This is a genomic window from Flagellimonas baculiformis, assembly GCF_033441575.1.
Lineage (GTDB): Bacteria > Bacteroidota > Bacteroidia > Flavobacteriales > Flavobacteriaceae > Flagellimonas > Flagellimonas baculiformis.
On the sequence record NZ_JAUZVW010000020.1, the window covers coordinates 1 to 26,516 of the forward strand.

At 43.2% G+C, this 26,516-nt stretch carries 13 protein-coding genes, 1 tRNA gene and 1 pseudogene; 14 read left to right on the top strand and 1 reads right to left on the bottom strand.

Annotation, left to right across the window (positions count from 1 at the left end; all coding sequences use genetic code 11):
- A partial coding sequence (locus SD450_RS18685; protein WP_318345890.1) for a phage integrase SAM-like domain-containing protein occupies positions 1–860 on the bottom strand: 860 nt, incomplete at its 3' end.
- Positions 861–989: 129 nt separating this feature from the next.
- Here SD450_RS18685 and SD450_RS18690 point away from each other — a divergent pair.
- The 14 genes and pseudogenes from SD450_RS18690 to SD450_RS18755 all read left to right on the top strand — a co-directional run bounded on the left by SD450_RS18690 (position 990) and on the right by SD450_RS18755 (position 26,183).
- A tRNA-Pro gene (locus SD450_RS18690) sits at positions 990–1,063 on the top strand.
- Positions 1,064–1,290: 227 nt separating this feature from the next.
- The gene (locus SD450_RS18695; protein WP_318345891.1) at positions 1,291–2,511 is read left to right on the top strand and encodes a site-specific integrase; all 1,221 of its coding nucleotides are present in this window, start codon (positions 1,291–1,293) and stop codon (positions 2,509–2,511) included.
- Between the two features lie 339 nt (positions 2,512–2,850).
- Positions 2,851–5,607, top strand: coding sequence for a substrate-binding domain-containing protein (locus SD450_RS18700; RefSeq protein WP_318345901.1), 2,757 nt, complete (start codon positions 2,851–2,853; stop codon positions 5,605–5,607).
- Between the two features lie 230 nt (positions 5,608–5,837).
- Positions 5,838–7,184: pseudogene (locus tag SD450_RS18705) on the top strand (sugar porter family MFS transporter); the annotation flags it as partial.
- Between the two features lie 150 nt (positions 7,185–7,334).
- Positions 7,335–8,726: a glycoside hydrolase family 32 protein gene (locus tag SD450_RS18710; protein ID WP_404828262.1), complete on the top strand. Its 1,392-nt coding sequence runs from the start codon at positions 7,335–7,337 to the stop codon at positions 8,724–8,726.
- Positions 8,716–10,935, top strand: coding sequence for a GH32 C-terminal domain-containing protein (locus SD450_RS18715; RefSeq protein ID WP_318345892.1), 2,220 nt, complete (start codon positions 8,716–8,718; stop codon positions 10,933–10,935). Before SD450_RS18710 ends, SD450_RS18715 begins: the two co-directional genes overlap by 11 nt.
- A gap of 74 nt (positions 10,936–11,009) precedes the next feature.
- Positions 11,010–14,084 (top strand): SusC/RagA family TonB-linked outer membrane protein, encoded by a 3,075-nt coding sequence (locus SD450_RS18720; protein ID WP_318345893.1) that lies wholly within the window; start codon positions 11,010–11,012, stop codon positions 14,082–14,084.
- A gap of 4 nt (positions 14,085–14,088) precedes the next feature.
- Positions 14,089–15,789, top strand: coding sequence for a RagB/SusD family nutrient uptake outer membrane protein (locus SD450_RS18725; protein ID WP_318345894.1), 1,701 nt, complete (start codon positions 14,089–14,091; stop codon positions 15,787–15,789).
- Positions 15,790–15,814: 25 nt separating this feature from the next.
- A complete protein-coding gene (locus tag SD450_RS18730) occupies positions 15,815–17,545 on the top strand; it encodes a DUF5018 domain-containing protein (protein WP_318345895.1) in 1,731 nt (576 codons plus the stop codon).
- Positions 17,546–17,550: 5 nt separating this feature from the next.
- Positions 17,551–18,657: a DUF4960 domain-containing protein gene (locus tag SD450_RS18735; protein ID WP_318345896.1), complete on the top strand. Its 1,107-nt coding sequence runs from the start codon at positions 17,551–17,553 to the stop codon at positions 18,655–18,657.
- 144 nt (positions 18,658–18,801) lie between these two features.
- Positions 18,802–21,063: a GH32 C-terminal domain-containing protein gene (locus tag SD450_RS18740; RefSeq protein WP_318345897.1), complete on the top strand. Its 2,262-nt coding sequence runs from the start codon at positions 18,802–18,804 to the stop codon at positions 21,061–21,063.
- 8 nt (positions 21,064–21,071) lie between these two features.
- Positions 21,072–23,075: a glycoside hydrolase family 32 protein gene (locus SD450_RS18745; RefSeq protein WP_318345898.1), complete on the top strand. Its 2,004-nt coding sequence runs from the start codon at positions 21,072–21,074 to the stop codon at positions 23,073–23,075.
- 11 nt (positions 23,076–23,086) lie between these two features.
- A complete protein-coding gene (locus SD450_RS18750) occupies positions 23,087–25,195 on the top strand; it encodes a DUF2961 domain-containing protein (RefSeq protein ID WP_318345899.1) in 2,109 nt (702 codons plus the stop codon).
- A 100-nt stretch (positions 25,196–25,295) separates the two neighbouring features.
- Complete coding sequence (locus SD450_RS18755; protein WP_318345900.1) at positions 25,296–26,183, top strand: PfkB family carbohydrate kinase; 888 nt, start codon at positions 25,296–25,298, stop codon at positions 26,181–26,183.
- Positions 26,184–26,516: the final 333 nt, after the last annotated feature.

A 26,516-nucleotide genomic window follows, 5' to 3' on the forward strand; every position in this document is an offset into this window, starting at 1 on the left:
AGGTGGGTCACTTTCGTCCGGCCAGCTATGGTCACTTTGAACCGGCGAGGGTGGTATACTATGTCCGGCGTTTCCATATTAGACCATTTGAGATTTGCTACGTCAACTAGGTCATGTCCCCCAATTGCAATTTGAAACATAAAAATGTCAATTGTTCGCTTCATGTTGGCCTTATTGGTGTCTGTTGCTCTTGAATGTTCAAATTTCTGAAGCTTTTTCACATCCTCAATACTCCATTGTTTTTGTTCGTGTTCTTCACTGACAGTATTTGTAATGAGGCCCTTAAATGGTTTGGTGTCTTTAATTCCAATATCCCTTTTTATGGCTTCATTGTGGATGGTTCGGATGGTTCTTAAATAGTAACTTATTCCTCCTGGACCAGTACCTTTTTTCATTTTGTGCAATTGGAAGGATTTAGCCCAATTGTAGGTGATATCATTAAGCCCAAAAGGTTTATCTCCCATGAAATTCTTTGCCTCCCTAATGGCATCCTTGAATGCCTTTGTATCCATATTCATAATCTCCTTTTCACCAATCAATTTTTCGGTGAAATCGTAGAAATCCACAAAGGCAATGTGCTTTTCAAGCTTTTGCTTCATCGCTAAGATTTCCAAATCGCCCTCTTCTTGGAGTAGGGGAAAGGCTTCATTTAGTGGAAGTTCTTTAAGAGGTTCCAATCTCATAAGTAGCTTTGATAAAGCTTCTTGTGCTTCGGGTGTTTTTTTGGTTTTACTACTTTGATATAATTTGGTATGGATGTACTTGCGTTGTTGAGATAAAGTACAGTATATTTGCAGCTTGATTGGATAGCCCTTTTTGGCTTTCCTTCTGGTGTCAATAAAAATTTCGGCTTGTAACATAGCTTTTGAAATTTGCACAAGATTTGCACATAAATATACTTAAAAAGAGTGAAAATGAGCATTTTTTGCACAAATCAAAAGTCGATTTTTAAGGTTAAAATAGATTTAACTATTTGATTATCAGAATTTCGGGATGTGGCGCAGTCTGGTAGCGTACACGCATGGGGTGCGTGTGGTCGCTGGTTCGAATCCAGTCATCCCGACAAGGTGGCCTACAAAGGTCACCAAAAAAAGCTAAATCAAATGAAAATCAAGGATTTACTTTTTCCTTGATTTCATTTGATTCTGTTAAAAACTGTTAAAAAGTTACCTTTTTGGTTACCTTTTTTGAGGCACCATAAATTTTCTACCTTGGTAACCGGCATGGATCTGACTTTCGCTTTGATCCGACTTTCGCAAAAAACGATCGTTCAACAAAAAGTGAGGAACCATGCGCACTTCAAACAATTTTAAAGTATTGTTCTGGCTCAATATGGCCAAACAAAAAGGGGAACATGCACCCATCTATGCACGTATCTTGATCAACGGAAAAAGGGCAGAGGTCAGCCTTAAAAAACAGACCTTGGTTACCTATTGGGACCAAATCCACAAAAGAACGGCCCTGGACAACCATTCGGAGAAGGAGCTGAACACCTTTTTGGACCGTACCCAACATGAGCTTAGCCTAATATACGAGGGGCTTTGCAGGGAATATGAGCTGGTCAGCCCGGCCATGGTCAAAAACAGGTTCGTCGGTCAAGACCCCGAATATAGGTCACTGATGGAACTTGTCCGATTCCATAACTCCAATATGAAGGGGACCTTAAAGGCAGGGACCCTTAAAAACTACTTTACCACTGAAAAGTATTTGAAACGTTTCCTCAAGGACCATCACAAATCCTGTGACATCTACCTGAAGCAGCTCAAATATGGTTTTATAATCGATTTTGAGCAGTACCTGTGGAACTCTCCACCACTGCAGGGGAACAACAAATTGAACAACAATGGAGTGATGAAACATTTGGAGCGCCTCAAAAAGTTAATGGGGCTTGCCATGGACCTGGAATGGTTGGACCGCCATCCCTTTGCAAGATATAGGCTCAAGTTCCACAAACACCGTTCTTCCTACTTGGACGAGTTCGAATTGGATATCCTGGCCAATGGGCATTTGGAAAAACAGGGCCAGTCCATCGTTCGGGACGTTTTTGTGTTTGCATGTTACACCGGTCTATCCTATAGTGATGTCCGAAAACTAAGGGAAGGAAATATCCTTAGGGGCATTGACGGGGGGAAATGGATCTTTACCCAAAGGGAAAAGAATGCCCAGCCTGTGCGGATACCACTTTTGGGCCCCGCAGGAGATATATTGGAGCGATATAAGGACTTTCCAGGTACAGAAGAGGGACAGCTCCTTCCGGTGTACTCCAATCAAAAGGTAAACGCCTATCTTAAGGAAATCACTACAGAACTAGGTATTAGAAAACATCTGACCTTCCACTCTGCAAGGCATACCTTTGCCACTACGGTCACACTTTCCAATGGTGTGCCAATTGAAACGGTGTCCAAGATGTTGGGCCATACAAAGATTACCACGACCCAAGGCTACGCAAGGGTACTGGAACAAAAGATCAGCAAGGACATGCAGGGGCTTAGAAACATGTTGGGGACTTGAATTTTATGGGGCAAATTGGATGAGCCGGTTGGTAGAGACCATTAAAGACGGAAAATTTGAGACTTCCAATATTTGCCATTACCGATTTGAAAGTCAGATTTTTATGTTAGTTTTGAAGATGCCTAATTTTATCCGGCGAGTGTGGTATACCATCTCCAGCACTTCCATTTAAAGTACGTCTAGTTGAAAGAAAAGAGATTCTTAAATTATAGGTAGGTCCAAAGTCATAACTCATTTTCCAAAATTCATTTTTGTTTTTTAAATGGTTTGCAAATGCCATGGTTCGCAAGCAAGCTGGGTTATGAAACTTTGGTTAATTTTACCTCTATGATATTTACAATGAATTTGAACAAGAATATTGTATTCAGGCTACTCCTTTGTTTTTTTGGTATTCTTTGGTGTTCCTGCATAAATACCGATAATCAGGATATTATCCGAGTGGGATTCTCCCAATGTATCAGTGATCATGAATGGCGAAAGGCTATGAACCATAGCATGGAGGTAGAGGCATCATTACAGAGCGGTGTGGAACTCACCATTTTCTCCTCGAATTATAATACCAATAAACAGATTGAGGATATCAATCAAATGATTGATGAAGGATATGACGCCATTATTGTCTCTCCATTGGAACCCAATTCCATTGTTCCGGTTATTGAACGGGCCTATAACTCTGGGATTCCGGTGGTATTAATTGATCGGAAAGTCAGTACCGATAGGTTTTCCACATTTGTTGGGGGGGATAATCTGGAAGTGGGTCGAGATGTCGGTAATTATATTGTTTCCGCTGCCAATGGACCGACCAAAGTTCTTGAAATTAAGGGAAGTGATAATTCGTCCCCGGTCATCGAAAGAAGTTTGGGCTTCCATCAGGTTGTTGATGGTCACCGGAACATTGACCTTGTTTTAAGTATCAAAGGTAATATTGACGGGACCCCCAAGGATAGATTTTCAAAAGTATTGGATTCCCTGGGAAGCGATGGGATTGATTATGTATATGCATTCAACGATCTTATGGCCTATCAGGCATGGCGGGTAGCACGACAAAAGGGTATGGAAGGTCAAATCAAGTTTATTGGGGTTGATGGTCTAAACGGAGATGAAGGGGGAATAAACTTGGTACGCACTGGAATATTGGAGGCATCAATTTTGTACCCCACCGGGGGTTCAGAAGCCTTGCAGCTGGCCGTAAAACTCGTAAAAGGAGAAGAAGTTGCCAAAGAAAATCTCCTCGGTACTACTGTGATCAACCGTAGGAATGCCGATATCATGAAAAACCAATTTGATAAGATCAATGACCAACAGGCAGATCTTGAAAAGCAGACCGCAGCTATTAAGGAACAAGAAGAGCGCTATTATGCCCAAAGTAAATTACTGCAGATTACACTGGTCCTGTTTGGGGTTGTGCTCATCCTTGCCCTTTATAGCATTTATTCAATTTTTACCATTAGAAAAAAGAATAGGCAATTGGAGGTCATCAACCAAAAAATTACGGTACAGCGAAATCAGATTGAAAAAATAGCCAAGGAGGTGAAAGAGAGCAACGAGGCCAAGCTCAATTTCTTTACAGGACTATCCCATGAATTCAAAACACCACTGACCCTGATCATGAGTGCAGTGGATTCCTTGGCGGATTCCATGGTAGACAAACCGAGGGCAATGAACGAACTGGAACTTATCCATACCAATTCCAACCGATTGTTAAGGCTTATGAACAACCTGTTGGATTTTAGAAAGGCAGAGGATAAAACCTTCAATATTAGGGCCTCCATTACCAATATTTTTGTGTTTACAAAAAATATCCATGCTGAATTTGCCCGCGAAGCCAAAAAGAGGGGCATCAAGTTTGCCATTGATAGCAATAACAAGGATCTGGAACTTTTTATTGATCGAAATTTAATGGATAAGGTTTTCTTCAACCTTCTTTCCAATGCATTCAAGTTTACACCGGACAATGGTTGGATCACTATTTTCATCAAGGATAACGAAGAGGGCAATGAGGTCAATATCCATATCAAGGATAATGGGATAGGAATCCCCGAAAAGGAAATAAAGAATGTATTTGATCCATTTTTTAAGGGTTCCAATAATAGGAAAAACAGTTCGGGGATCGGTTTGCACCTGAGCAAACAATTCATTGAACTTCATTTGGGGAAAATTGAAGTGAAATCGCATAAAGGGACTGAGTTCATTATTACCCTTTTTAAGGGAAATACACATTTTAATGAAGATCACATCATTGATTATGTGGAACTGGAAGAATCGGCGATTCCCGATTTTGCTTCCGAAACTGTTATTGAGAGCAATGTCTCTGAGAATGTACTAGGGTCGAATATGGAAAAATATTCCATACTCATTGTTGAGGATAATAAGGAACTTTCAATGTTTCTTAGACACAAGTTGATGGATGATTACGATATCATCATGTCCAATGGAACAGATGCCATTGAAAAGGCATTCGAGTTTGTCCCGGATATCATTTTGTGCGATGTCAATTTGCCTGAAATGAGCGGATTTGAAATCTGCACGATTTTGAAGAATGATCTGAAGACCTCCCACATACCGACCATCATGCTGACCGCCTTGGATAACAAGGAGTCCTATTTAAAGGGCCTTCAGTCCGGTGCAGACCTATATCTGACCAAACCCTTTAGTTATGCTATTTTGATCCAGTCCATCAAATCAATGCTATACAATCGCGAAAAGCTACGCTTATACTATACCAATAATTTTTATAAAATAGAGGGTACGGGCAATTATGGTAACCTGGAACAAAAATTCATCGATCAACTGAATCAGAGTATCATGGATAATATTGATGACACCGAATTTTCCGTTGAGGCATTGGCAGATAACCTCAATGTTTCAAGGGTACAGTTATACCGAAAAGTCAAGGCGATCTTCGGAATCAGCATTAGTGATTATATCAGTGATATCCGATTGGAAAAGGCGAAGTCCATGTTGGAAAATACGTCCCTTCCCATTTCCGAGGTGGCGTATGCTTCCGGATTTGCCAGCCCTAGTTATTTTTCCACTTCGTTTAAGAACAAGTTCGGAAATTCCCCTGGAGCCTTTAGAAAATCATCCCAAACTTAAGCGTTTACCTTCCCAACCTTCCCATAGATGTAACGTCTGTGCAAATTCCGGTTACAATTTCTAAAGTCTTGACCTCTGGTTATATTAAGATTTTTAATCAAAGTGCTGTAAATCAAAATAGTACAATAAAATAACGCTTTCTTAACAAAAACGTAAAAAACTGAAACATCAGTAATATCAATATCATTTTATTGCGAATACATTAGCAAAAATGCAATAGATAAATCGATATGAAAAAAATTTGGGTGTGGGCCACCACGGCAGCTCTGGCAGGTTTCCTTTTTGGTTTTGACACAGTGGTCATTTCAGGGGCCGATAAAAAACTACAGGCGCTTTGGGGCTCATCTGATGTTTTCCATGGAATGGTCGTGATGGCCACTGCACTATGGGGAACAATAATCGGAGCGATTTTTGGAGGTATACCCACCGATAGGATAGGACGTAAAAATACATTGCTTTGGATAGGGGTGTTGTATACCATCTCAGCGTTGGGTTCCGCACTTGCAAATGACCCCTATATATTTGCCATTTTCAGATTGATCGGTGGTATAGGTGTTGGAGCATCAACCATTGCAGCTCCGGCCTATATTTCCGAAATCGCGCCTCCAAAGGATCGGGGCAAACTTGTAGGCCTCTACCAATTTAATATCGTTTTTGGAATCTTAATCGCATTCTTCTCCAATTTTTTGTTGAATGGCATTGGAGAGAACGACTGGAGATGGATGATGGGTGTGGAGGCCATTCCCGCGATAATTTACACCCTATTCGTGCTGAGTGTACCCAAGAGTCCAAGGTGGCTATTGTCAAAGTTTAGAACTCATGAGGCTCGAGAGGTGCTCCAACGTATTGATCCCGATAGGGATGCAGAGGCATTGATGTTGAAAATCCAGGAGGATAAGGACAATACTACCAGACTTGAGACCATTTTTGACAAAAAATACAGGTTTCCATTGATTTTGGCCTTTCTCATTGCCTTTTTTAATCAATTCTCAGGAATCAATGCTTTTTTGTACTACGCTCCACGAATTTTTGAGGAAGCTGGTCTTGGCGAAAGCACAGCCTTGTTAAGCAGTATCGGTATAGGCATCACCAATTTGGTATTCACGTTGTTGGGGGTCTACTTGATCGATAGGCTGGGCAGAAAACAATTGATGTATTTCGGTTCGGTGGGATATATTATATCGTTGACCTTGGTATCCTGTGCCTTTTTCCTTGAATGGACGGGCCTTGCGGTGCCCATTTTTCTTTTTCTCTTCATTGCCTCGCATGCCATTGGTCAGGGGGCAGTCATTTGGGTTTTTATCTCTGAGATATTTCCCAATCACCTAAGAAGTTCAGGGCAATCCTTTGGGAGTTCTGTCCATTGGGTACTTGCCGCAATTATTCCGTCACTTATCCCAGTATTGTTCTCCGTCGTTGGAGCAGGGGCCGTATTTGCCTTTTTTGCTTTTATGATGGTACTGCAATTGCTTTTTGTAGCCTTTATTATGCCAGAGACGAAAGGGGTGTCCCTAGAAGAATCAAGCCAGAAATTAATAACCAAACAAAAAAAATCAATGACAAAAAAAGCGAAATACATCTCCATGGTCCTAGTGTTGCTAATCGGTAGTTGTAAGAAGGCTCAAAAAGACCAAAATGAGCTTGTGACCTTGAACCAAGAGATTGAAAAAGAAATAACAGTGGAAAAATATCGCCCCCAGTTTCATTTTACCCCAAAGACAAATTGGATGAACGATCCCAACGGCCTCGTATACCACAATGGATATTACCATCTTTTTTATCAACATTATCCTGATGATACGGTATGGGGCCCTATGCATTGGGGCCATGCCAAGAGTAAGGACCTACTCGATTGGGAGCATCTGCCCATTGCGCTATACCCCGATAGTCTGGGTTACATATTTTCAGGAAGTGCGGTCGTGGACAAAAACAATACAGCGGGCTTTGGAAAAAATGCCATGGTCGCCATTTTCACATATCATGATCCCAAAAAGGAGAACAATGGAAGTGATAGCTATCAGACACAAGGTATCGCCTATAGTACCGATGGTGGTGAAACATGGACCAAGTATGCAGGGAATCCGGTAGTCCAAAACCCCGGTATCAAGGATTTTAGGGATCCCAAAGTATTCTGGAACGACCAAAAATCCAAATGGCAAATGGTCTTGGCGGCCAAAGATCATATACAATTCTATGAATCGGAAGATCTAAAGGATTGGGCTTTGAACAGCAAATTTGGGTTCGATGACAATCCACCCCTAGGTGTTTGGGAATGTCCGGATCTTTTTCAACTGAATGTTGAGGGTGCAGAAGAGGAAAAATGGGTACTCATAGTCAGCCATGGAGGAGAAAGTGCCCCGAATGGCGGGTCAGGGACACGCTATTTCGTAGGGGAGTATGATGGGACCACTTTTACAACCGACCAAAAGAAAAGCCAATGGCTCGATTACGGCACAGACAATTATGCCGGAGTGACATATAACAATACTCCGGACCAAAAACGTATCCTGATCGGATGGATGAGCAACTGGAATTATGCCACTAAGACACCGACCGAAAAATGGCGCTCTGCCATGACCCTGCCCAGAGAGCTCCATTTGGTTAAAAATGGTCAAGGATACCTGCTCAAGAGTCAATTGATCGAGACCTTTAAGAAAGAAACTTCTCCTGTATCTGCTGATAGGATCAGCGGTACTTATCCTACGGATTTTACTTTTGGAAACCTGTCCGAGAGCTTTATTTCCCTTGAGGCGACCTTCAAGGATTCTCTACAACTTGAATTGTCCAATCCAAGTGGGGATAGCTATATTATAAAATATGAAAAGGACACCGGAATATTTTCTGTGGATCGGGGACAGGCAGGTAGTTCGGAATTCAGTGACCCCTATAAGGAGACATCCCATCAAACAATGGCTATTGGGAATCGGGACAAGTTGTCCTTACAATTGGCCATAGATGCTTCTTCTATTGAAATATTCATTAATGATGGGGAATACGTCATGACCACCCAGGTATTTCCCAACTCTGGGTTCTCAGAATTCAAAGTCGTCAACCCAGAAGGTATATCCTTGGACAAATTCACATTGAGTGAAGTAAATACGTCGAAAAATGAAGAGTAAGATCACCCAACTGTTAAGCATTGCCTTTACCCTGTTCTCCATATCAGGATGCATTTCGTGTAGTAAGGATGAAACAAAGCCGGTACCCGATCCAGATCCAGAGCCAGTGAACGAATTACGGGAGGTTTACGAATTTAAGATGGATGAGTCTTCTGGAACGGACACCAAGGAAGTCCATACCGGAAATTCTTTCGGGATCGAGGGAAACCATATTAGCCGAATGACAGGGGTAAAGGGACAAAGCCTATTTTTTGACGGCCTGTCCAATCAAGTCGTGGGTGAACTGCCTACAAACCTGATGCCCAACAAAAATTTGATTGTATCGGTCTGGGCCGCACCCAAATCATACCCAGTGGGTACAGCGGGAATTTTGGCAATGACTTCACCGGGAGCCAATTCAGGACTGAGTTTGGCCATCAATAAGTTCGGTCAAATAGTGGTAAAATACCATATCAATGGTGTGGCACAGGAACAGGTCACTACCGAAAGTCTCGATAGAAACGAATGGAACCATGTAGTGGTCGGGCTCAGTGCAGAAAAGTCTTATTTGATTATTTATTTGAACAAGGTGGCCCTTAAGACCGTGGTTGTCCCCTCAGGTGAGATATCATGGGCTGCCACTACCATCCCGGTAAAAATCGGTAAGAACACCAATGGTGAAAAGATGGGAATATATGATGTGGATTATTTTTCTGGGAGCATTGATGAGATAAAGGTTTATGCGGGGGAGGCCACACAACAAAATGTTGCACAGATTTCGGCCAATTATACGGCACCAGATCAAGTCAATTTCAACTATGGGATGGATTATTCCGAGGATACGAACAGGCCCAGATACCATCCAATTCCAGATTATGGCTGGGCCAATGAGTCCTATGGATTGGTGTACCAAGGAAATGCCTATCACATGTTCTACCAGAAAAACGATGTTTTTTTGGGTATTGCCCAACAAAATTGGGGACATCTCACCAGCCCTGACCTTATCCATTGGGAAGAACAGAATGCCGTCCTCTGGCCAACCGAAGGTTGGGACCATTATGGGATATGGTCCGGCTGCTCAGTCATTCTTGAGGATGGTACTCCAGCCGTTGTCTATACCGGGGTGGATGGAATAAAGGCAGGAATTGGAACCGCCATTTCCCAAGATAATTACCAAACCTTGATCAAAAATGTGGACAATCCTGTTATTGCAATGGCTCCTTCGGATGTGGATATGGATTTTCGTGATCCATTCGTATGGCATAAGGATGGAGAATACCATATGGTCATAGGTAGTGGCATAGCCAGCATAGGGGCAAATGTTGTTTACTACAGTAGTACGGATTTTGAAAACTGGACCTATGGGGGTATCGCTTACCAGGGACAGAAAAATGAAGGGGAAGGCCAGTTTTGGGAAATGCCAGTAATCTATGAATTTCCCAACGGAAAGGAAATGTTATTGGTCCAAAAAACCCCGGACAATACACCTGCGGTAACTACTTACTGGATCGGGGATTTTGTGGATGGGAAATTTATCCCTGATTTTGCGGAGGCAAAAAAATTGGAGGTTGTCAATGGGTTTCTGTCCCCTACGGTCACCACCGACAATGCTGGGAATATTACGGCCATTGGAATTATTCCGGACGAAGTAGGTCCACAATTTCAAATGGAGCAGGGATGGGCCAATTTGTTCAGCCTGCCACAGGTTTGGACCTTGAACGCCACAGATGATATCATCATAAGTCCACATCCTGATTTAACAGGACTAAGGGGAGAGCAGCAACAGTTCAATGGGATTGCCCTTACCGAAGGTGGCGCTGATTATTTGAACGGCTATTCAGGCCGTCATTTTGAAATGTCAGCTACAATAGAAACCGGAGATGCCGATTTAATCGGATTTATTTTGGGCAAAACCCCTGACAATGAGGAGTTGTACAAGGTGTATTATGATATGGTCAATCAAGAATGGGTAGTTGATGCCTCCAATGCCTCCTCAGATCAAAGGGTTAGGAAGGATGTGAGGAAAGGTGCCTATACCATTGAACCTGGATCGACCATCAACCTCAGGGTTTTTGTGGATGGATCCGTATTGGAGGTCTTCATAAATGACAAATCCCATTTTACAGGACGCTTTTTTCCGACTTCAGGGAATGCCAACGGTGTCGATCTTTTTGTAGCCGGGGGAACTGCGACAGCAAACGTGACCATCTATAATATCATTGATAATTAACTAATTCATTGGCCTATGGGATAACTAACATGATAAACTGAAATTAACTGAAATCAAACTAAAATTTTAACTAAATGAATAAACTAATTTATATATGTCTGATGTTCACTGTTGGGCTTTCATTTGCCCAAGAAGTGACCGTCAGAGGCAAGGTCACTTCAGAAAGTGATGGATTGCCGCTTCTGGGTGCCACGGTGTTGGTCCAAGGGACAAACAGAGGTACACAAACCGATTTTGACGGGAATTACCAGATAGATGCCGACTATGGGGAAACCCTTGTTATTTCCTATGTTGGTTTTAGGCCCGTGGAAATAGCTGTGGCCCAGGGGGCGAATTATGACGTGGTACTTCAGGAAGATACTTTTCAGTTGGATGCCGTTGTGATTACGGGATACACCACGGAAAAAAAGAAGGATATCACAGGTGCGATCACTGTGGTCGATGTGGATGAACTCAATACCGTATCCACGCCCAATGTAATATCAAAGCTACAATCCAGGGTCCCCGGACTTAATTTAACGTCATCAGGGGTCCCCGGGGGGAATGACACCCAGATTTCAATACGGGGTCTGACCTCCGTTTTTGGAGGAACCGGCCCGTTGTGGGTAATTGACGGGGTACAGACAAATAACCCTGCAGGATTGAACCCCAATGATGTGGAGAGCATTCAAATCCTAAAGGACGCTGCTTCTGCGGGGATTTATGGAACAGAAGCTGCAAGGGGGGTCATTGTGGTAACAACCAAACAGGCGAAAAGCGGGACGAGCAGATTGACCTTGGATTCTAGGGTCACCCTGAACACGATACGGGAGAATTTCAATGTATTGAACGCACAGGATTGGCTGGATGTGAGGTATGCAGCACAAGGAGGTGTTCCTGTTGTCGCCGGTAGCCTCGTATATACCCCGGGAACACCCTTGCCTGAATTCTTGGATGCAAACAATAATTTAAGGGTTTCCGATACGGATTGGGTGGATGTCATCACAGGTAATTCAATTTCTACCACAACCGATCTGGGATATTCCTATGCTTCTGAGAAGTTTAAGGTATTCTCCGGATTCGGACACGCAAAAGATGATGGTATCATCTCACATACTTTTTATGAAAGAATCACTTTAAGACTCAACTCCAGTGTCAATCTTTTCAAGAATAGGTTGACCATCGGAGAGAATTTAACGGTTGCAAACTTTAGGGAAGTGAGGTCAAATTCTATGGAAGATGCCCTATTGCAAAACCCTTTGATTCCAGTTTATGGTGAAGATGGGACTTATGGAGGACCAACTGGAGCTGGTTTGCAGGATAAATGGAATCCCTTGGCCATCCTTTACATCAACAAGGACAATGTCCAAAAAACATGGCGAACCTTTGGAAATGTATATGCCGATATCAATATTGTGGATGGGCTTACCTTCTCATCCAAGTTTAATTTTGACCATAACAGCTATAAGTATAATGAGCAAACGGCCTCCTTTAACCAGAATGGAAGCATTTTGGGAAATATATTTATTGAGGATGGCCAAAATTACCAGCGTTTTGCAAGAAACAGGAATGTTTCTGATACTTATATATTCACCAATTTATTACGTTTCAACAAGGATTTTGGCAACCACACAGTAAATGCTTTTGTGGGACATGAAACCTATGAGAAGGACCAGGACAACGACTTTAAAAGGATTCAGGTGCCCATGGGAACCAAGGTGGATTTCGAGAATATCGATCAGTATGATATCATTGCGGATAATTCCCTGTTGGACGCATACGGTATCGGGGCCGATAGTAAACGTGAGTCCATGTTCGCCAAGGTATCCTATGATTATTCGGACAAATATTATGCGTCTGCAAGTGTTCGTAGGGACGGAAGTTCAAGATTTGGGCGAAACAATAGATATGGGGTCTTCCCAACAGCGTCCGTTGGTTGGACCTTGTCCAATGAAAACTTTCTGAATGAATCAAATGTTTTTAACAACTTAAAGTTAAGGGCGTCTTGGGGAGGTAATGGAAATGCGGATATTCTGGAATATGCACAGTATTCGATTTACCAAACCGCTGTGGAAAACAGTAACTACGATTTGTCAGGTGGTGGAAATGGAGGTATATCCATAGGAGTATCGCCCAATCAAGTAGGTAATCCAGATCTTAAATGGGAGCAGTCCTATCAAACCAACATTGGATTGGATGCCAACCTGTTCGACAATCGCATAAACTTGGTCGTCGATGTCTATGAGAAAACCACATCGGACCTGTTATTGCAGACGATTCAACCTTCTGTACTTGGTGAAGCTGGAAGTACCCTCTTCTTTAATGCAGGTGACATGGTCAACCGGGGATTGGACATCTTACTTGGTTATTCATCGAGTCCTATCCAAGATTTTAAATTTGGAGTTGACCTAACTTTTTCTGCCTATAAAAATGAGATTACAAGTATCAGTAATTCAGAGAATTTCATTTTACAGGGTGTGTCCTATACGGGTGTCGGACATCCCATAGGTTCTTATTTCGGATATGTGGCCGATGGGATTTTCAGAACTCCCGAGGAAGTTGCGGTACATGCTGAACAGACCGGGAAGGCACTTGGAAACATTCGGTACAGGGACCTTAACGGTGATGGGGTCATTGATCAGGATGACAGAACGATCATCGGTAATCCCCACCCGGATTTCACGTATGGTATAAATCTTTCCGCATCCTACAAACGATGGGATTTCACGCTATTCTTTGATGGGAGACAGGGGAACGACATGTACAATGCCCAAAGGGAACTGTTGGATTTTCCTTATTTCGGTTTCAACCATGGGTTGAATACCCTGGATGCTTGGTCCCCGAGCAATGCAAATTCAACCATTCCGGCCTTGAGTACGACAGATTCCAATGATCAAAAAAGACCATCGACCTATTTTGTGGAGGATGGGTCTTTCTTTAGACTCAAGAATGTCAACCTTGCTTACAATTTTGATCCTGAAGTGACCAGCAAACTGGGCATAAAAATGGCAAGGGTCTATATCCAGGCTGAAAATTTGATCAATATCACACCCTTCACGGGATTTGATTATGAAGTACCCGGATTGAGCAGGACAGGTATCGGTATTGCCGGTATGGGTGTCTATCCGCACACGAAAACTTTTAGTCTCGGGTTTAATCTACAATTCTAAAAAGATGAAAAAAAATATAAGAATACTAATGATGTCCATAGCTATCCTGTCTTTGGCATCATGTTCGGAAGATTATTTGGATGTAAGTCCTGAGAATGTAATATCTGAGGATAACCTAGATCTGGAGCAGTTGGTGGTAAGTGCTTACAGTACCTTGGATTATAGGTACAATACAGGTGAAACTAGGGATAATTGGCCATTTGACCACGCACCGTCAAATTGGTGCTTCTCGGATATCAGAAGTGGCGATGCTTACAAAGGCGGTGGTGGCGTAGGGGACAACCCCGGAGGGGGCATGCACGCCCTGGAAATCCATCAAGTGTTTCCTTCATCGGAAAACGTATATAACCTTTGGAGGGCGATTTATTTTGGCATATTTAGGATCAATAGCGCAATGACCACTATTGCGAATGCTTCTGATTTCCCCAATGCAGAGGTAAGATTGGCCGAATTACGTGTACTCAGGGCCCATTTCTATTTTGAGGCCATGAAAAACTATGGGTCATTTGTCTATTTGGACGAAAACACTCCTGTTGAAGAGGTGCCCAATATTGAGAATTCGTTCGATGAGGATTTTCTATGGGGCAAAATTGAGGAGGACCTCAATGCTGCGATCCCTGTATTGCCTGAAACACAACCCGACCTGGGTAGGGTCAATAAATTGGTGGCCCATGCCTATCTGGCCAAGACAAAATTATTCCAAGGGGAGTGGCAGCAAGTGATCACGAACTCCAATATTGTATTGGCGGGACCCTATAGATTGGTAGAGGATATGGAAAAGCTATATTCCACACCGGGATATGCCAACGAGGAGAATGTCTTTGCGATTCAATACTCGATCAATGATGGTTCGGAATATGGTAATCTGGATTTCGGCAACCTTTTGAACTCTCCGGATTCTCCCGCTGACGATACCAATCATCCCTATCTCAATGGTGATGACTTTGACAAACCTTCCCAGAACATCGTCAATGCGTTTAAAGTTGATGATGCCGGACTTCCCTTATTGGACACTTATAACAACTCCGATCTGGATCCCAGGGATATTACCACTCCTGTGGACCCGAGGTTGGACCATTCCATTGGAAGGCCGGGGATCACATGGAAAAAATGGGAAGGCATGCCCATGCAGGACAACTGGAACAGGGACATTGCCACCTACGGTTATTACGTAAGGAAGAAAAACCAAATCGATCCTTATTCGGATTTAAGGTCCTCGGGCGGGTTTCCTTGGGCCAAGGGGGCACTGGATTGGCCTTTGATAAAAATAAGTGATGTCATGCTCTGGAAAGCCGAGGCCGCTATCGAACTCAATGATGTGGAGACGGGAATGACCATTATCAACCAAATACGTACTAGGGCAAAGAACTCCCCTAGGGTCTATGATTTTAATGATCCGAGCAACCCCGCCGCTAATTACTCCATTGAACTTTACCCTACAACGGGGGTGACCCAAGCCTATGCTAGGAAGGCGTTGCGCATGGAGAGACGTTTGGAACTGCACAATGAGGGGCACCATTTTTATGATCTGGTACGATGGGGCGAAGCCGCAAATTGGATCAATGACTATATGCTTGCCGAAAGCGGTAAAAGACCCTATTACAGTGGTGCTTCCTTTACAGCAGGAAGGGATGAATTCCTTCCCATTCCCCAAATTGAAATTGATGCCTCAGGTGGTGTCTATTCACAGCGTTCAGGGTATTAATAGTTAACCAATTAAAAAAACACAGATGAAAAATCATTCAAATTATATCAAAAGAAGTCTCCTGTTCTTTCTAGGAGCATTATTGACGGTGGCCTTGGGCTGTAATGATGACATTACCTTCGAGGATAATGTGCCCGATTACACCAGTGCCATCATCCGATCTTTCGAAATCAATGGACAGGCCGCTGCCATAAACCATACAACGGGAACCATTACTTTGACCTTGGCCGCCGGTATGGACATCAGTAATCTGGCCGTTGAATTGTCCGTGCCGGACGGTGCCACAGTGGATCCATCTTCAGGCAGTACCATTGATTTTTCCGGTGGTCCGGTTGTTTTCAATATTACAAACAACGGAGCGTCCCGTCAATATACAGCCACCATTAGTGCCTATGGGGACCCCATGATCACCACGTTTTCCATTGGAGAAAATGAAGGGGTCATCGATCAGGAAAACGGGAGCATTGTGGTCAATGTGGGCAGTGAGGCAAACATTAAGGCTTTGGTGCCACAGTATACAATCCCAGGAGGTACAACCGCCTCTCCCCAATCGGGTGTGGCACAGGATTTTAGCAATCCGGTCAAATTTACGGTTTTGTCAAACGATGGCTTTACGGGCAAATCCTACTTTGTAACGGTAAGCCAATCGCCTAAGCCATTGATTACTAGCATGAAAACGGGTGAGGATATATGTAGTGTCACAGGGATCATTGATAATGCTTCTTCAGTGATCAATTTGGATTTTCCCGCAGGAACTGATGTTTCCGCGATTACCCCGATAATCGAATTGACCGAAGGGTCAAGTGTTTCACCGGATTCTGGCATATCACAGGATTTTACCTCGGGATCGATTGACTATACGGTGACCAATGTGGAAGGCTTAACAAAAACCTATTCGGTCAATGCAAGAATAATTGCTTCGTCTAATAAGATTGCCTTTATATGTGGGGCAGATTGTTTGGAAAGTATATCGGAGCCCGATACTAAGGCAGCAGCTCTTTGGTTAAAGGCGAACTATGCAGAGGATTTTGTCTATTTAAAGGCCGGTTCATTGACCAGTACCGACCTAGAGAGTACAGAATTGATCCTACTGTATTGGGACAATGTGGATACCCAGGAAATGCCTGATGGCGGTTTGGCGCCTGAAAAGGTGGATATCATAACCGATTATTATAAAGCGGGAGGAAACCTAATGGTGGAAGGTTTTGCCATTAACCTTTTGGATGATATCGGCCGGATCAATATAGGGGGAACGGTGTTCACCAATGAAGGCGGTAATACCGGTGTTGTCGGAGGAGAAAACTTCGATGCATGGGGATTGAGGGGCACCTATACGGTACCCAGTCCATCTGAATCCCAGAACCATCCCCTTTTAGCTGGTTTGGATCAAGGAGGTACGGATTATTATCCTATGAACAATGCGAGGTACAAGGAGGATAGGAATTTTGGAATCGATTTTGGCGCAGCTTCATATAACGGGTTGTTCACGGAGGCCCAATGCAGCGAAGAAAGAGCCTTGGAATTTGAAGCCGCTACCAATAGTGTTTTGATCAGGTGGTATGAGTGGTTGGACTCCAGAGGATGTGGTATTGGCCTTGCCGAGTTTAAACCTCAAGGAGAGTACCAAGGAACCATGATTTTGAATACCGGTGGTTGGTTGGAATGGAGTATGGAAGATAATAATGGGGCAGTCAACGATTTTCAGGATAATATCCATCGTTTACATGCAAATGCAATTGATTACCTACTAAATTAAGAGAAATGAAGAACATAATCGTTTATAAAGTCATTGCATTCATGATGGTTCTCACGGGATTGCTATCCTGTGAAGAAAGGGAAAATTATATGGATGGTCCTTCAACTCTCAACATCATTGAAAGTGCAAGTTTGAACAGCAAAAGTGCCGAGATAGACCATTTGGCCGGGAAGATAAAGGTGAGTCTGGCTGGAAACACCGATTTGACCTCGGTACTCTTTGAGGCATCCGTTCCCGAAGGGGTCAGCTTGACCCCAGCCAGTGGTTCGATGCTGGACCTGAACGAACCGAACGAAATCACCGTAGACAATGGTGATTCCGAAAGGGTCTATCGTATCAGTGCAACCCTATTGCCTTCTAAAATAGCCTTTTTGGGGGATGGTGCAACCATCGCTGATATCTCTGATGATGACGTAAAAGCAGCTGCATTGTGGACCGAGGAAACCTATGGGGATGACTATGTCTATATCCCCTATGAAGGGCTGACCGAAGAAGCCTTGGAAGGTGTCAACGTTTTGGTCTATGTACATGATCAAGTGGGTTCTTCCGACCAACCGGATGCCGTCTTGGAACGGTTGAATGTGATTTCAAAATTTTACGTTCAAGGAGGTAAGATCGTGGCCGGGCTTTTGGGTACAGGTCTGGTCGAGGAACTTGGAAGGGACACCTCTGGATTGAGGACCATCATTGGTACAGGTGCCGGTGGATCAAACCCCGATAGTTGGGGCATCGGCTTCAGTGGTTCTTCCTTGTCCAATATCATTTCGAACGGTCTGGAGTTCTTCGATACCAATTTGGCCTATGTCATCGACCCAGGATACAAAGAAGACCACAATGCCCTTTGGAACCTGGGATCTTTTACGAACGCACCCTATGCAACCTTCAATTCCTTGTACAATGCGGAGCCCATTGCCATTTGGGACCATACCATTGAGGCGCAGACTGCCGCAGGAATCATTGTCTGGAACCCATTTGAAAGATTTGAAGGGTATATCATTACCATAGGCATCGGGGGCATGGAATGGAGCATGAACGATGACCGGGACAACCCCTATTTGAGCAACGTGGAAAAAATATATAAAAATAGTATTGATTATTTGAGTAGCAGGTAACTGTAGTTTGTTTAGTGGAAGGAACGGGGGAAACCCCGTTCTTTTTCCAATGGCAATTGGGTAAACTTTATTGGAATCATTCCATGGCCGTGAGCCCTCACATTAATTTACCGATACCATATTAAAATTGAAAACAGAACACAAATGAAGATTTTTATTAGGGCCTTACTGTATTTGGTTACCCTTCCTTTTGCCCTTCAGGCTCAGGAACTGCACCTTTCCTTCAACGGGGAATCCTGGTGGAAGGAATTTGCGGCGCAGCATGAAGTGCAATTGTACAATGCTCCCTATAGCCTTACGGACGAAAAACCACATTTTCTTTGGAAAAATATTGGTCAGGGAGGTTCCCTTCTTTTTGACGGGTATTCCACCTATATGGAACTACAGGACTTTAGGTTACCGGAAACGTTCGAACTCAGCTTTTGGTTGGCACCACGGGCCTTTGATAGTGCTGTTGACAATAAACTATCCGCCATCGTGGACTATACTTCAGTGACCGATTCCCTAGGTTTTAAAGTAGGCCTGTTGAAACATGGCCAGCTTGCTTTACAGTTCCAATCATCTTTAGGAAAAAAACGGTTTACCAACGATTCTTTGTTTGTGAAAAAAAATGAATGGAACTTTATTCAAATAAGCTATAATGGGAAATCAATACAGATTGCAAGAAATGGCGAGCAAGTCCTGGAAGAATCCCTGGACATAAAGGATTTAGAGGATAGTTTTACCGCTACGGATTACCAATTGACCATAGGAAGGAATTCCAATGCCAGTGGTTTTGGGAGAAAATTCAAGTTTAACATGATCAGTGGGTTATTGGATGAGTTGAATATTCGCCAATGGACCGCGGGCAATTCCCTGGCCGGATATAAGCCACGAAGTGTGGATGGACTCGTAGAGAGTTTACGATTGGATTATTCCAAGCTAAAAGATGGGTTCCGTCCCGGCTACCATGCCATGGCACCTGCACATTGGATGAACGAGCCCCATGCCCCAATTTATTACAAGGGCAAATACCACTTATTTTACCAACACAATCCGTTCGGGCCCTATTGGGGCCAGATTCACTGGGGCCATTGGGTGAGTGATGACATGGTCTATTGGAAACACGCCGATATTGCACTGGCACCTGAGAAGGGAGATGTCGACCCCGATGGTATTTGGTCAGGATCGGCCTATGTAGGTCCTGATGATACCCCGTACTTATTTTACACGGCGGGGAATGATAACAAGCATGAAAATCAATATGTATCCACGGCATACCCCAGGGATAAAGATGACCGTAACTTAATCCAATGGGACAAAACCGGGTTGATAGTGGATAAACCTGCGATGTATCTGCATCGGGAGTTCCGGGATCCTTATGTCTTTAAGGTCGATGATATGTATTATATGATGGTCGGAACCGGGATTGCAGAAAAAGGAGGAACAGCAGCCCTATTTGAATCTTCCAATATGCGCTCATGGAAGCATCTTCATCCGGTCTATATCAGCGATATTGAAAAGTACCCATTTTTGGGAGGTGTCTGGGAATTGCCCGTCTTATTGCCATTACCCGATAGTTCAGGTAATAAAACGGATAAATATGTTTTCATGGTCTTGCCCATCAGAAACGAAGCGGATGTTGAGGTTTTTTATTGGATCGGTGAATTCGATAAGAATAGTAAAAAGTTTGTTCCGGATGATGATGAACCTAGGTTGATGGATTATGGCAATTTTGGGTTTACAGGTCCAAGTGGATTGGTGGATCCGAAAACCAATAGGTCGATTGTTTTTTCCATAGCCCAGGGAAAATATGGACGTACCGATACCTTCGACATGGGATGGGCACATAATGCCGGTCTGCCAATAAACCTATGGCTGGGGGATGATGGTGCATTACAATTTGCCCCTATTGAAGAACTCAAGGACCTTCGGATGGAACCTACCATCGACTGTGAAAATTGTACTTATTCAGCTATAAAGGACAGTTTAATAAAAGTGCGGGGATCCCAATTTGAGATTGAATTGGAGTTCACTAAGGAGAATATCAAAAGGGGGATAATTGTCCGCCAATCCAAGGACAAGAACCCACAAGCAATGGTTTATTATGAACCAGAGACAAATTCGGTCGTGTTCGATAAAATACAGGAACAACCTGAACGCCGTTTCGAAGCACTTAAGGCACCCCTGGCCAAGGATGGGGAAAAAATCAAACTTCATATTTTTTTGGACAGATCGATGATAGAAATTTATGTTGATGAGAGGACTTCCATTACCGACAGGATTTATTTTACGGAAGACGATGCCCAAGGAATTGAACTCATGGGATTTGAGCTCCAGGACAACATCGATCAACTGAGTATTTGGCCAATGAAATCCATAGAATGGCAATATGCTGAGCCTACAAACAATAAATCAAGAGATTAGAAAAAATTATGAAAAAACTTAGCATCGTTTTTGGCCTATTGTACTGTCTTATAAATGCATCATACGGCCAGGACAAGAATGGACAGTTTGACCCTGCATATCATTTTTACCCTTCAGGTGACCCAACTGGTCTTTACTATTTTGATGGCTATTATTATAATAATTGGGGAGTTGCCAAGAGTAAGGATTTTGTGCATTGGAAATTTACGGATTATGGAAGACGGAGGACCGAAAACAGACGATTGTTATGGGATGCTTCGACGCCTACCAAGGTGAAGGATTCCATTCGTCAAAGTATGACACAACTTGGTGGTTCAGGAACTATCGTATATGACAAGGACAATACAAGTGGTCTGGGAACCCCGGAGAATCCACCATTTATATCCCTATGGCACAACCAAGTTGAACCGTGGAACACACAGGTCATAGGTTTGGCTTATAGCCTGGACAGTGTTAGAAGTTGGAAACGGTTGGACAAATTTCCCGTTTTGGATATTGGTTCACGGGAATTCAGGGACCCCAAAGTATTTTGGTATCCTCCTAGCCAGAAGTGGATCATGGCCATTGGATGGGCGGATGTTCCAAAAATCAAATTCTTTGAGTCGGATAACTTGATCGATTGGGACTTTCTCAGCGATTTTGGCCCATGGGGTGCCAAAGCCGGGGTATGGGAATGTGTAGATCTGTTCGAGTTGCCGGTTGATGGCGACCCTAAAGATACCAGATGGGTCTTGACCATCAGTGTACAGCCTTTGTCAGGGCAATATTTTATTGGACATTTTGATGGAAAACGTTTTGTCCTCGATGAAGGGTTTCGAGAGGACCTGATGGCATTTGACAATGAAGTACATGGGGAGGTGCTTTTTGATTTTGAGAATGGCCTTGATGGATGGAACATGGAGGGCGATGCATTTTTGGAGTCCCCCTCGGATAGGGCCCTTTTTCAACAAGGTGCCATCATGGGGCAACAGGGTAAATTGTTCCTGAACAGTTTCCATAATAAAGCCAGTTCGGTCGGAAAAGTTACCTCCCCAACTTTCGAGATAGAAAAGGAGTTCATGAATTTCTTGATAGGGGGAGGGTACTACCCTGACGAGGTGTCCATCAATTTGATTGTGGATGGCCAAATTGTCCGATCGCAAAGTGGAAATAATTCCGGGGGACTCCAATGGAAGTCCTGGAACGTATCTGAATTTGTTGGTAAACAAGCGTCCATTCAAGCTGTAGATGCAAAGACCGATGAAGCGGGTTATATCTATGTGGATCATATTATGCAGAGTGATCGTGCTTACCAAAGAGAACGTGAAAAATCCTTTTGGTTTGATTATGGTCCTGACTTTTTTGCCGCCAGAGCCTGGAATAATTATGGGCCAAATGAGGATAGAATTGTTTGGACAGGTTGGATGGGCAGTTGGAGGTATGTGGCATCTGAACCTTTAAGGGGACTCCAATCCATTCCAAGAGAGCTGAAATTGAAGACATTTGCCGAAGGAATACGACTGGTACAGCACCCTATTGAGGAGTTAAAAAGCCTAAGAAAAAAACAGGTTAAGGTTTCCCCAAATACCATAGAAGGTGTATGGCGTCCTTCCAAATTACAGCCAAGTAAGAATGTTTATGAATTGGAGGTTGAATTTAATGAGATCAAGAGCAAGAAGTTTGGTGTCAAAATAGGGAAAGGGGGAGACCAGGAAACAACCATTTTTTATGATGTGGACAGCCAAGAGCTTAACGTAGATAGGACCCAAAGTGGAAAAGTTGATTTTTCAGGATTGTTTCCCATGGTCAGTTCAGGTCCCATGAGAAAAACAGAAATCGTGAAACTGCACATTTTTGTGGATCGTTCCAGTGTTGAGGTTTTTGGAAATGATGGTGAAACCGTCATAAGCACCAAGATATATCCAGATGCCAACAGTACCGATATTGAATTCTTCACTGAAGGGGGTACGGTCCATATCAAAAAGTTGAACAGATGGGATCTCGATAATATTGAATTGCACCAGCAGAAATAATTCATTGATAAATGATACTCGTTAACGCTCAAATAAAATTCTACTGGTTGAGGTCTACCTATGGCATATTGGTTGTATGGATGGCCTTTCTTCTACCTATCTTGGGAAGCTCACAACAGCTCTCCTATACGGATTTGTTGAAAAGGCTACATGATCAGGAACAATTGACCTTTGTTCCTGATCCAGCTGAAAAAACGGCTACCTTTTCCAGTTACGATCGTTCTTCCAAATATGATACGCTACAACAAAAATATGTGTCGTGGGGAGCAAATGGTGATGGAGACGGATTTATCCGAAAGGAGGGAGATGAACTTGTGGTATTTGAGGCTGATGGGCCTGGTGTCATATGGCGGTTCTGGTCTGCCCTTGCCAAGGAAGGTCATATCAAGATATATATAGATGGACAAAAGAACCCCATCATTGATAAACCTTTCAGGGCTTTTTTTGAGACTTTTGAAGAGGATATCCCACCAATGAACTTTCCCGAGTTGGTCAAAACATTGTCCAGAGGGAGGAACAGTTTTATTCCGATTCCCTATCAAAAGCATTGCAAGATCACGTTTACCGGTGATTGGGGGGCCTATTACCACATTATATGTTCGAATCTTCCAAAGAACCAAAGAGTTGATTCCTTTGATGGCAATTATACCAATGAAGAGAGAATCGCATTGGCGGAAACAGATAGACTTTTGGGAAAAAGAGGATATCTGGCTAAAAATGATGATAGGAAAGGACAGCGGTTATCCGTCTCTTTGGGGCCAGGCGAGCGGAAGCGGGTATTGAACCTTACCGGCAGTGGAGCCATCAAGCGAATGGAGGTCGAATTGGAGAGATTGAACAAAGACAATGCCTTGAAAAATATTTGGATGAATTTTTCATGGGATGACAAGTACCCTTCTGCGGTCCATTCCCCCATGGGACTTTTTTTTGGGACGGGTGAAGCATTGAATCCTTTTCGGGCCCAACCCGTTGGGGTAATCGGAAATAGGCTGTATTCCAATTGGGTCATGCCCTACACCAAAAAGGCGGAATTGGTTTTTGAAAACAAAGGTGAACTGCCCATTTCCTTTACCTTATATCTTGAGCAGTCCGAGGAAATTGAAAATAAAGTCAATCCCCTTAGGTTCCATAGTAGCTACTTAGCCGATAATGAACAATTAGTGCCGATAATAACAGCTGACGCTCAAGTGGTTTTTGATTTTGAAGGTCTTTCGTACCAAGGATGGACCGTGGAAGGCGATGCCTTTGGAAGCGGCCCGGCAGCAATGGAGAGTTATGGCCGTCAAAGCCCAGTGGAAGGATATTTGGGCAAGGGTTATGTAAATTCTTTTCAAAATGGTGATGAGGCCATTGGTACGCTGAAGTCATCAAAATTTAAGATTTCCAAGGACTTTATCAATCTCTTGGTCGGGGGCGGTAGTGACCTGGACAAGGTAAATGTTTCCCTTTTGGTAGGAGGGAAGGTTGTTCGAACCGCTACTGGAAATGACATCGAAACCCTGTATTGGAATTCTTGGGATGTTTCGGATTTTAAGGGTAAATCTGCCCAAATCGTGATCAATGACCTATCCTCCGATGGTTGGGGACACATTAATGTGGACCAAATTGAACAAAGTAGTCGTCCCAGGGCGCGCGTGGATGATCGTAATTTGGAGTGGACTTTTTTGGATGTCAATGGAATCGGTAGGTATTGTGGGATTACGCTGCAAATTCAAAATGAATGGGAGGAGCCAGAACAAAAAGCATCCTCTTGGTGGTATGGAAAATGGGACAAAAAGAATATAGATTGGTGGTGGGGAGAAGGTGATGAGAAATTTTATGTGGATGGAGAAATGTTTCCTTCCACCTTTGGAACGGGCAGTGAGGATTACATCGGATATGCCTGGTCCGCCGAACCTCCCTTTCCAACTTTTGAGAGTTCTTTTGCCAACCAACCCCAGACTCCAATTGATGGAAATGGAATTACTGTGGTCAACCGTTTTCACCTGGCCGATAATGTGCCTTTCAGAACTTCATTTAGAGCTACCCTTGAAAGATATAAACCCAAGAAATGGGGAAAAAATGAGCAAAATAGGAGTCTATATCAAGCAACGGTTTATTACTATCTCTTGAAGGAATGACCATTTGACCCATGATAAGGGCTTCAAGATAAAAAGGAATAGAGTTTAGTTAGTTTTTAAGGTGGGGGCGTCATGCCCTCACTCTTTAATTTTATTAGTTATGAGTGTATTGAAAGCAATTTGCTTTGGTGAGGTTTTGTTTGATAATTTCCCTACATATTCCAGGATTGGGGGAGCTCCCTTAAATGTGGCGTCCAGATTGCAATCCTATGGGGTTGAAGTAGGCATAATCAGTGCCATTGGAAATGATGGCAATGGTAAAAAACTTATGGGATACCTAAATGGTATTGGAGTGGACACTTGTTGTATTGGAGTCAACGATGAATTCCGGACAGGCGAGGTAAATGTGGTCTTGAACGATAAGGGTATTGCCTCTTATGATATTGCATACCCAGTGGCATGGGATAAGGTCCCATTGTCAAAAAATGGATTGGACCAGGTCAAGACATCCGACATCTTTATTTTTGGTAGCTTAGCTTGTAGGGACGGACAATCACGGTCAACCCTGAAGGCCTTGATGGCCGTAGCGGGATACAAAGTGTTTGATGTTAATTTGAGAGTTCCACATTATACAAGGGACATTATAGTGGATCTCTTGATTAAATCAAATTTTATTAAGTTCAACGATGATGAACTGTTTGAAGTCGCTGGCTATCTGGATATAAAATTTAATTCCATGGAACGTACCATAGCCAGACTCTCGCTATTGACGAATACGGAAACCATTTGTGTGACAAAGGGTGCATATGGAGCTGTAATCTATCATAAGGGAGAATTCTTTTACAATAGCGGTTATCGTGTCAAAGTGGTCGACACCGTAGGGTCAGGGGATTCTTTCCTTGCCTCGGTGCTGTATAAACTGTTATCAGGTGAAGGGCCACAAAAGGCCATTGATTTTGGATGTGCCGTTGGTGCCATGGTCGCAAGGAGCGAGGGAGCAAATCCAATCATAACCCACAAGAAGATCTCTAGCTTTATGAACTCTTAAAAGCCTACGATTTTTTGACAGATCATTATGTGAAAATGACAATGTTGCAAAGAAGGTTTTGCACGGTCAAAGGATAAGCTCGGAACTTTTATGAATATATCCCTTTTAATTTACCCTTGTAGCACATCACCAATAGGGTGTTCCCTGGACAAAAGGCGAGAGTTTTTTTCGTTTCGGCAGCGCAGATATTTAACTAATGTTGTGGATTAAATATTTATTCCAATAGTTTTCGAAAGATAAGCTCGCAAACTATTTCTCGGACAAGGGACGGCCTTTAGATTTGTTTTATAGATTATATCTATTGAGATTATGATGTTGAAAAGAGGGGGTCTG

Excerpts from the sequence above, each read along its gene's own strand:
- SD450_RS18730 (WP_318345895.1), top strand. The coding sequence starts at position 15,815 with ATGAAAAATCATTCAAATTATATCAAAAGAAGTCTCCTGTTCTTTCTA.
- SD450_RS18755 (WP_318345900.1), top strand. The coding sequence starts at position 25,296 with ATGAGTGTATTGAAAGCAATTTGCTTTGGTGAGGTTTTGTTTGATAAT.
- SD450_RS18710 (WP_404828262.1), top strand. The coding sequence starts at position 7,335 with ATGAACGATCCCAACGGCCTCGTATACCACAATGGATATTACCATCTT.
- SD450_RS18740 (WP_318345897.1), top strand. The coding sequence starts at position 18,802 with ATGAAGATTTTTATTAGGGCCTTACTGTATTTGGTTACCCTTCCTTTT.
- SD450_RS18725 (WP_318345894.1), top strand. The coding sequence starts at position 14,089 with ATGAAAAAAAATATAAGAATACTAATGATGTCCATAGCTATCCTGTCT.
- SD450_RS18745 (WP_318345898.1), top strand. The coding sequence starts at position 21,072 with ATGAAAAAACTTAGCATCGTTTTTGGCCTATTGTACTGTCTTATAAAT.
- SD450_RS18700 (WP_318345901.1), top strand. The coding sequence starts at position 2,851 with ATGAATTTGAACAAGAATATTGTATTCAGGCTACTCCTTTGTTTTTTT.
- SD450_RS18695 (WP_318345891.1), top strand. The coding sequence starts at position 1,291 with ATGCGCACTTCAAACAATTTTAAAGTATTGTTCTGGCTCAATATGGCC.
- SD450_RS18715 (WP_318345892.1), top strand. The coding sequence starts at position 8,716 with ATGAAGAGTAAGATCACCCAACTGTTAAGCATTGCCTTTACCCTGTTC.
- SD450_RS18735 (WP_318345896.1), top strand. The coding sequence starts at position 17,551 with ATGAAGAACATAATCGTTTATAAAGTCATTGCATTCATGATGGTTCTC.
- SD450_RS18750 (WP_318345899.1), top strand. The coding sequence starts at position 23,087 with ATGATACTCGTTAACGCTCAAATAAAATTCTACTGGTTGAGGTCTACC.
- SD450_RS18720 (WP_318345893.1), top strand. The coding sequence starts at position 11,010 with ATGAATAAACTAATTTATATATGTCTGATGTTCACTGTTGGGCTTTCA.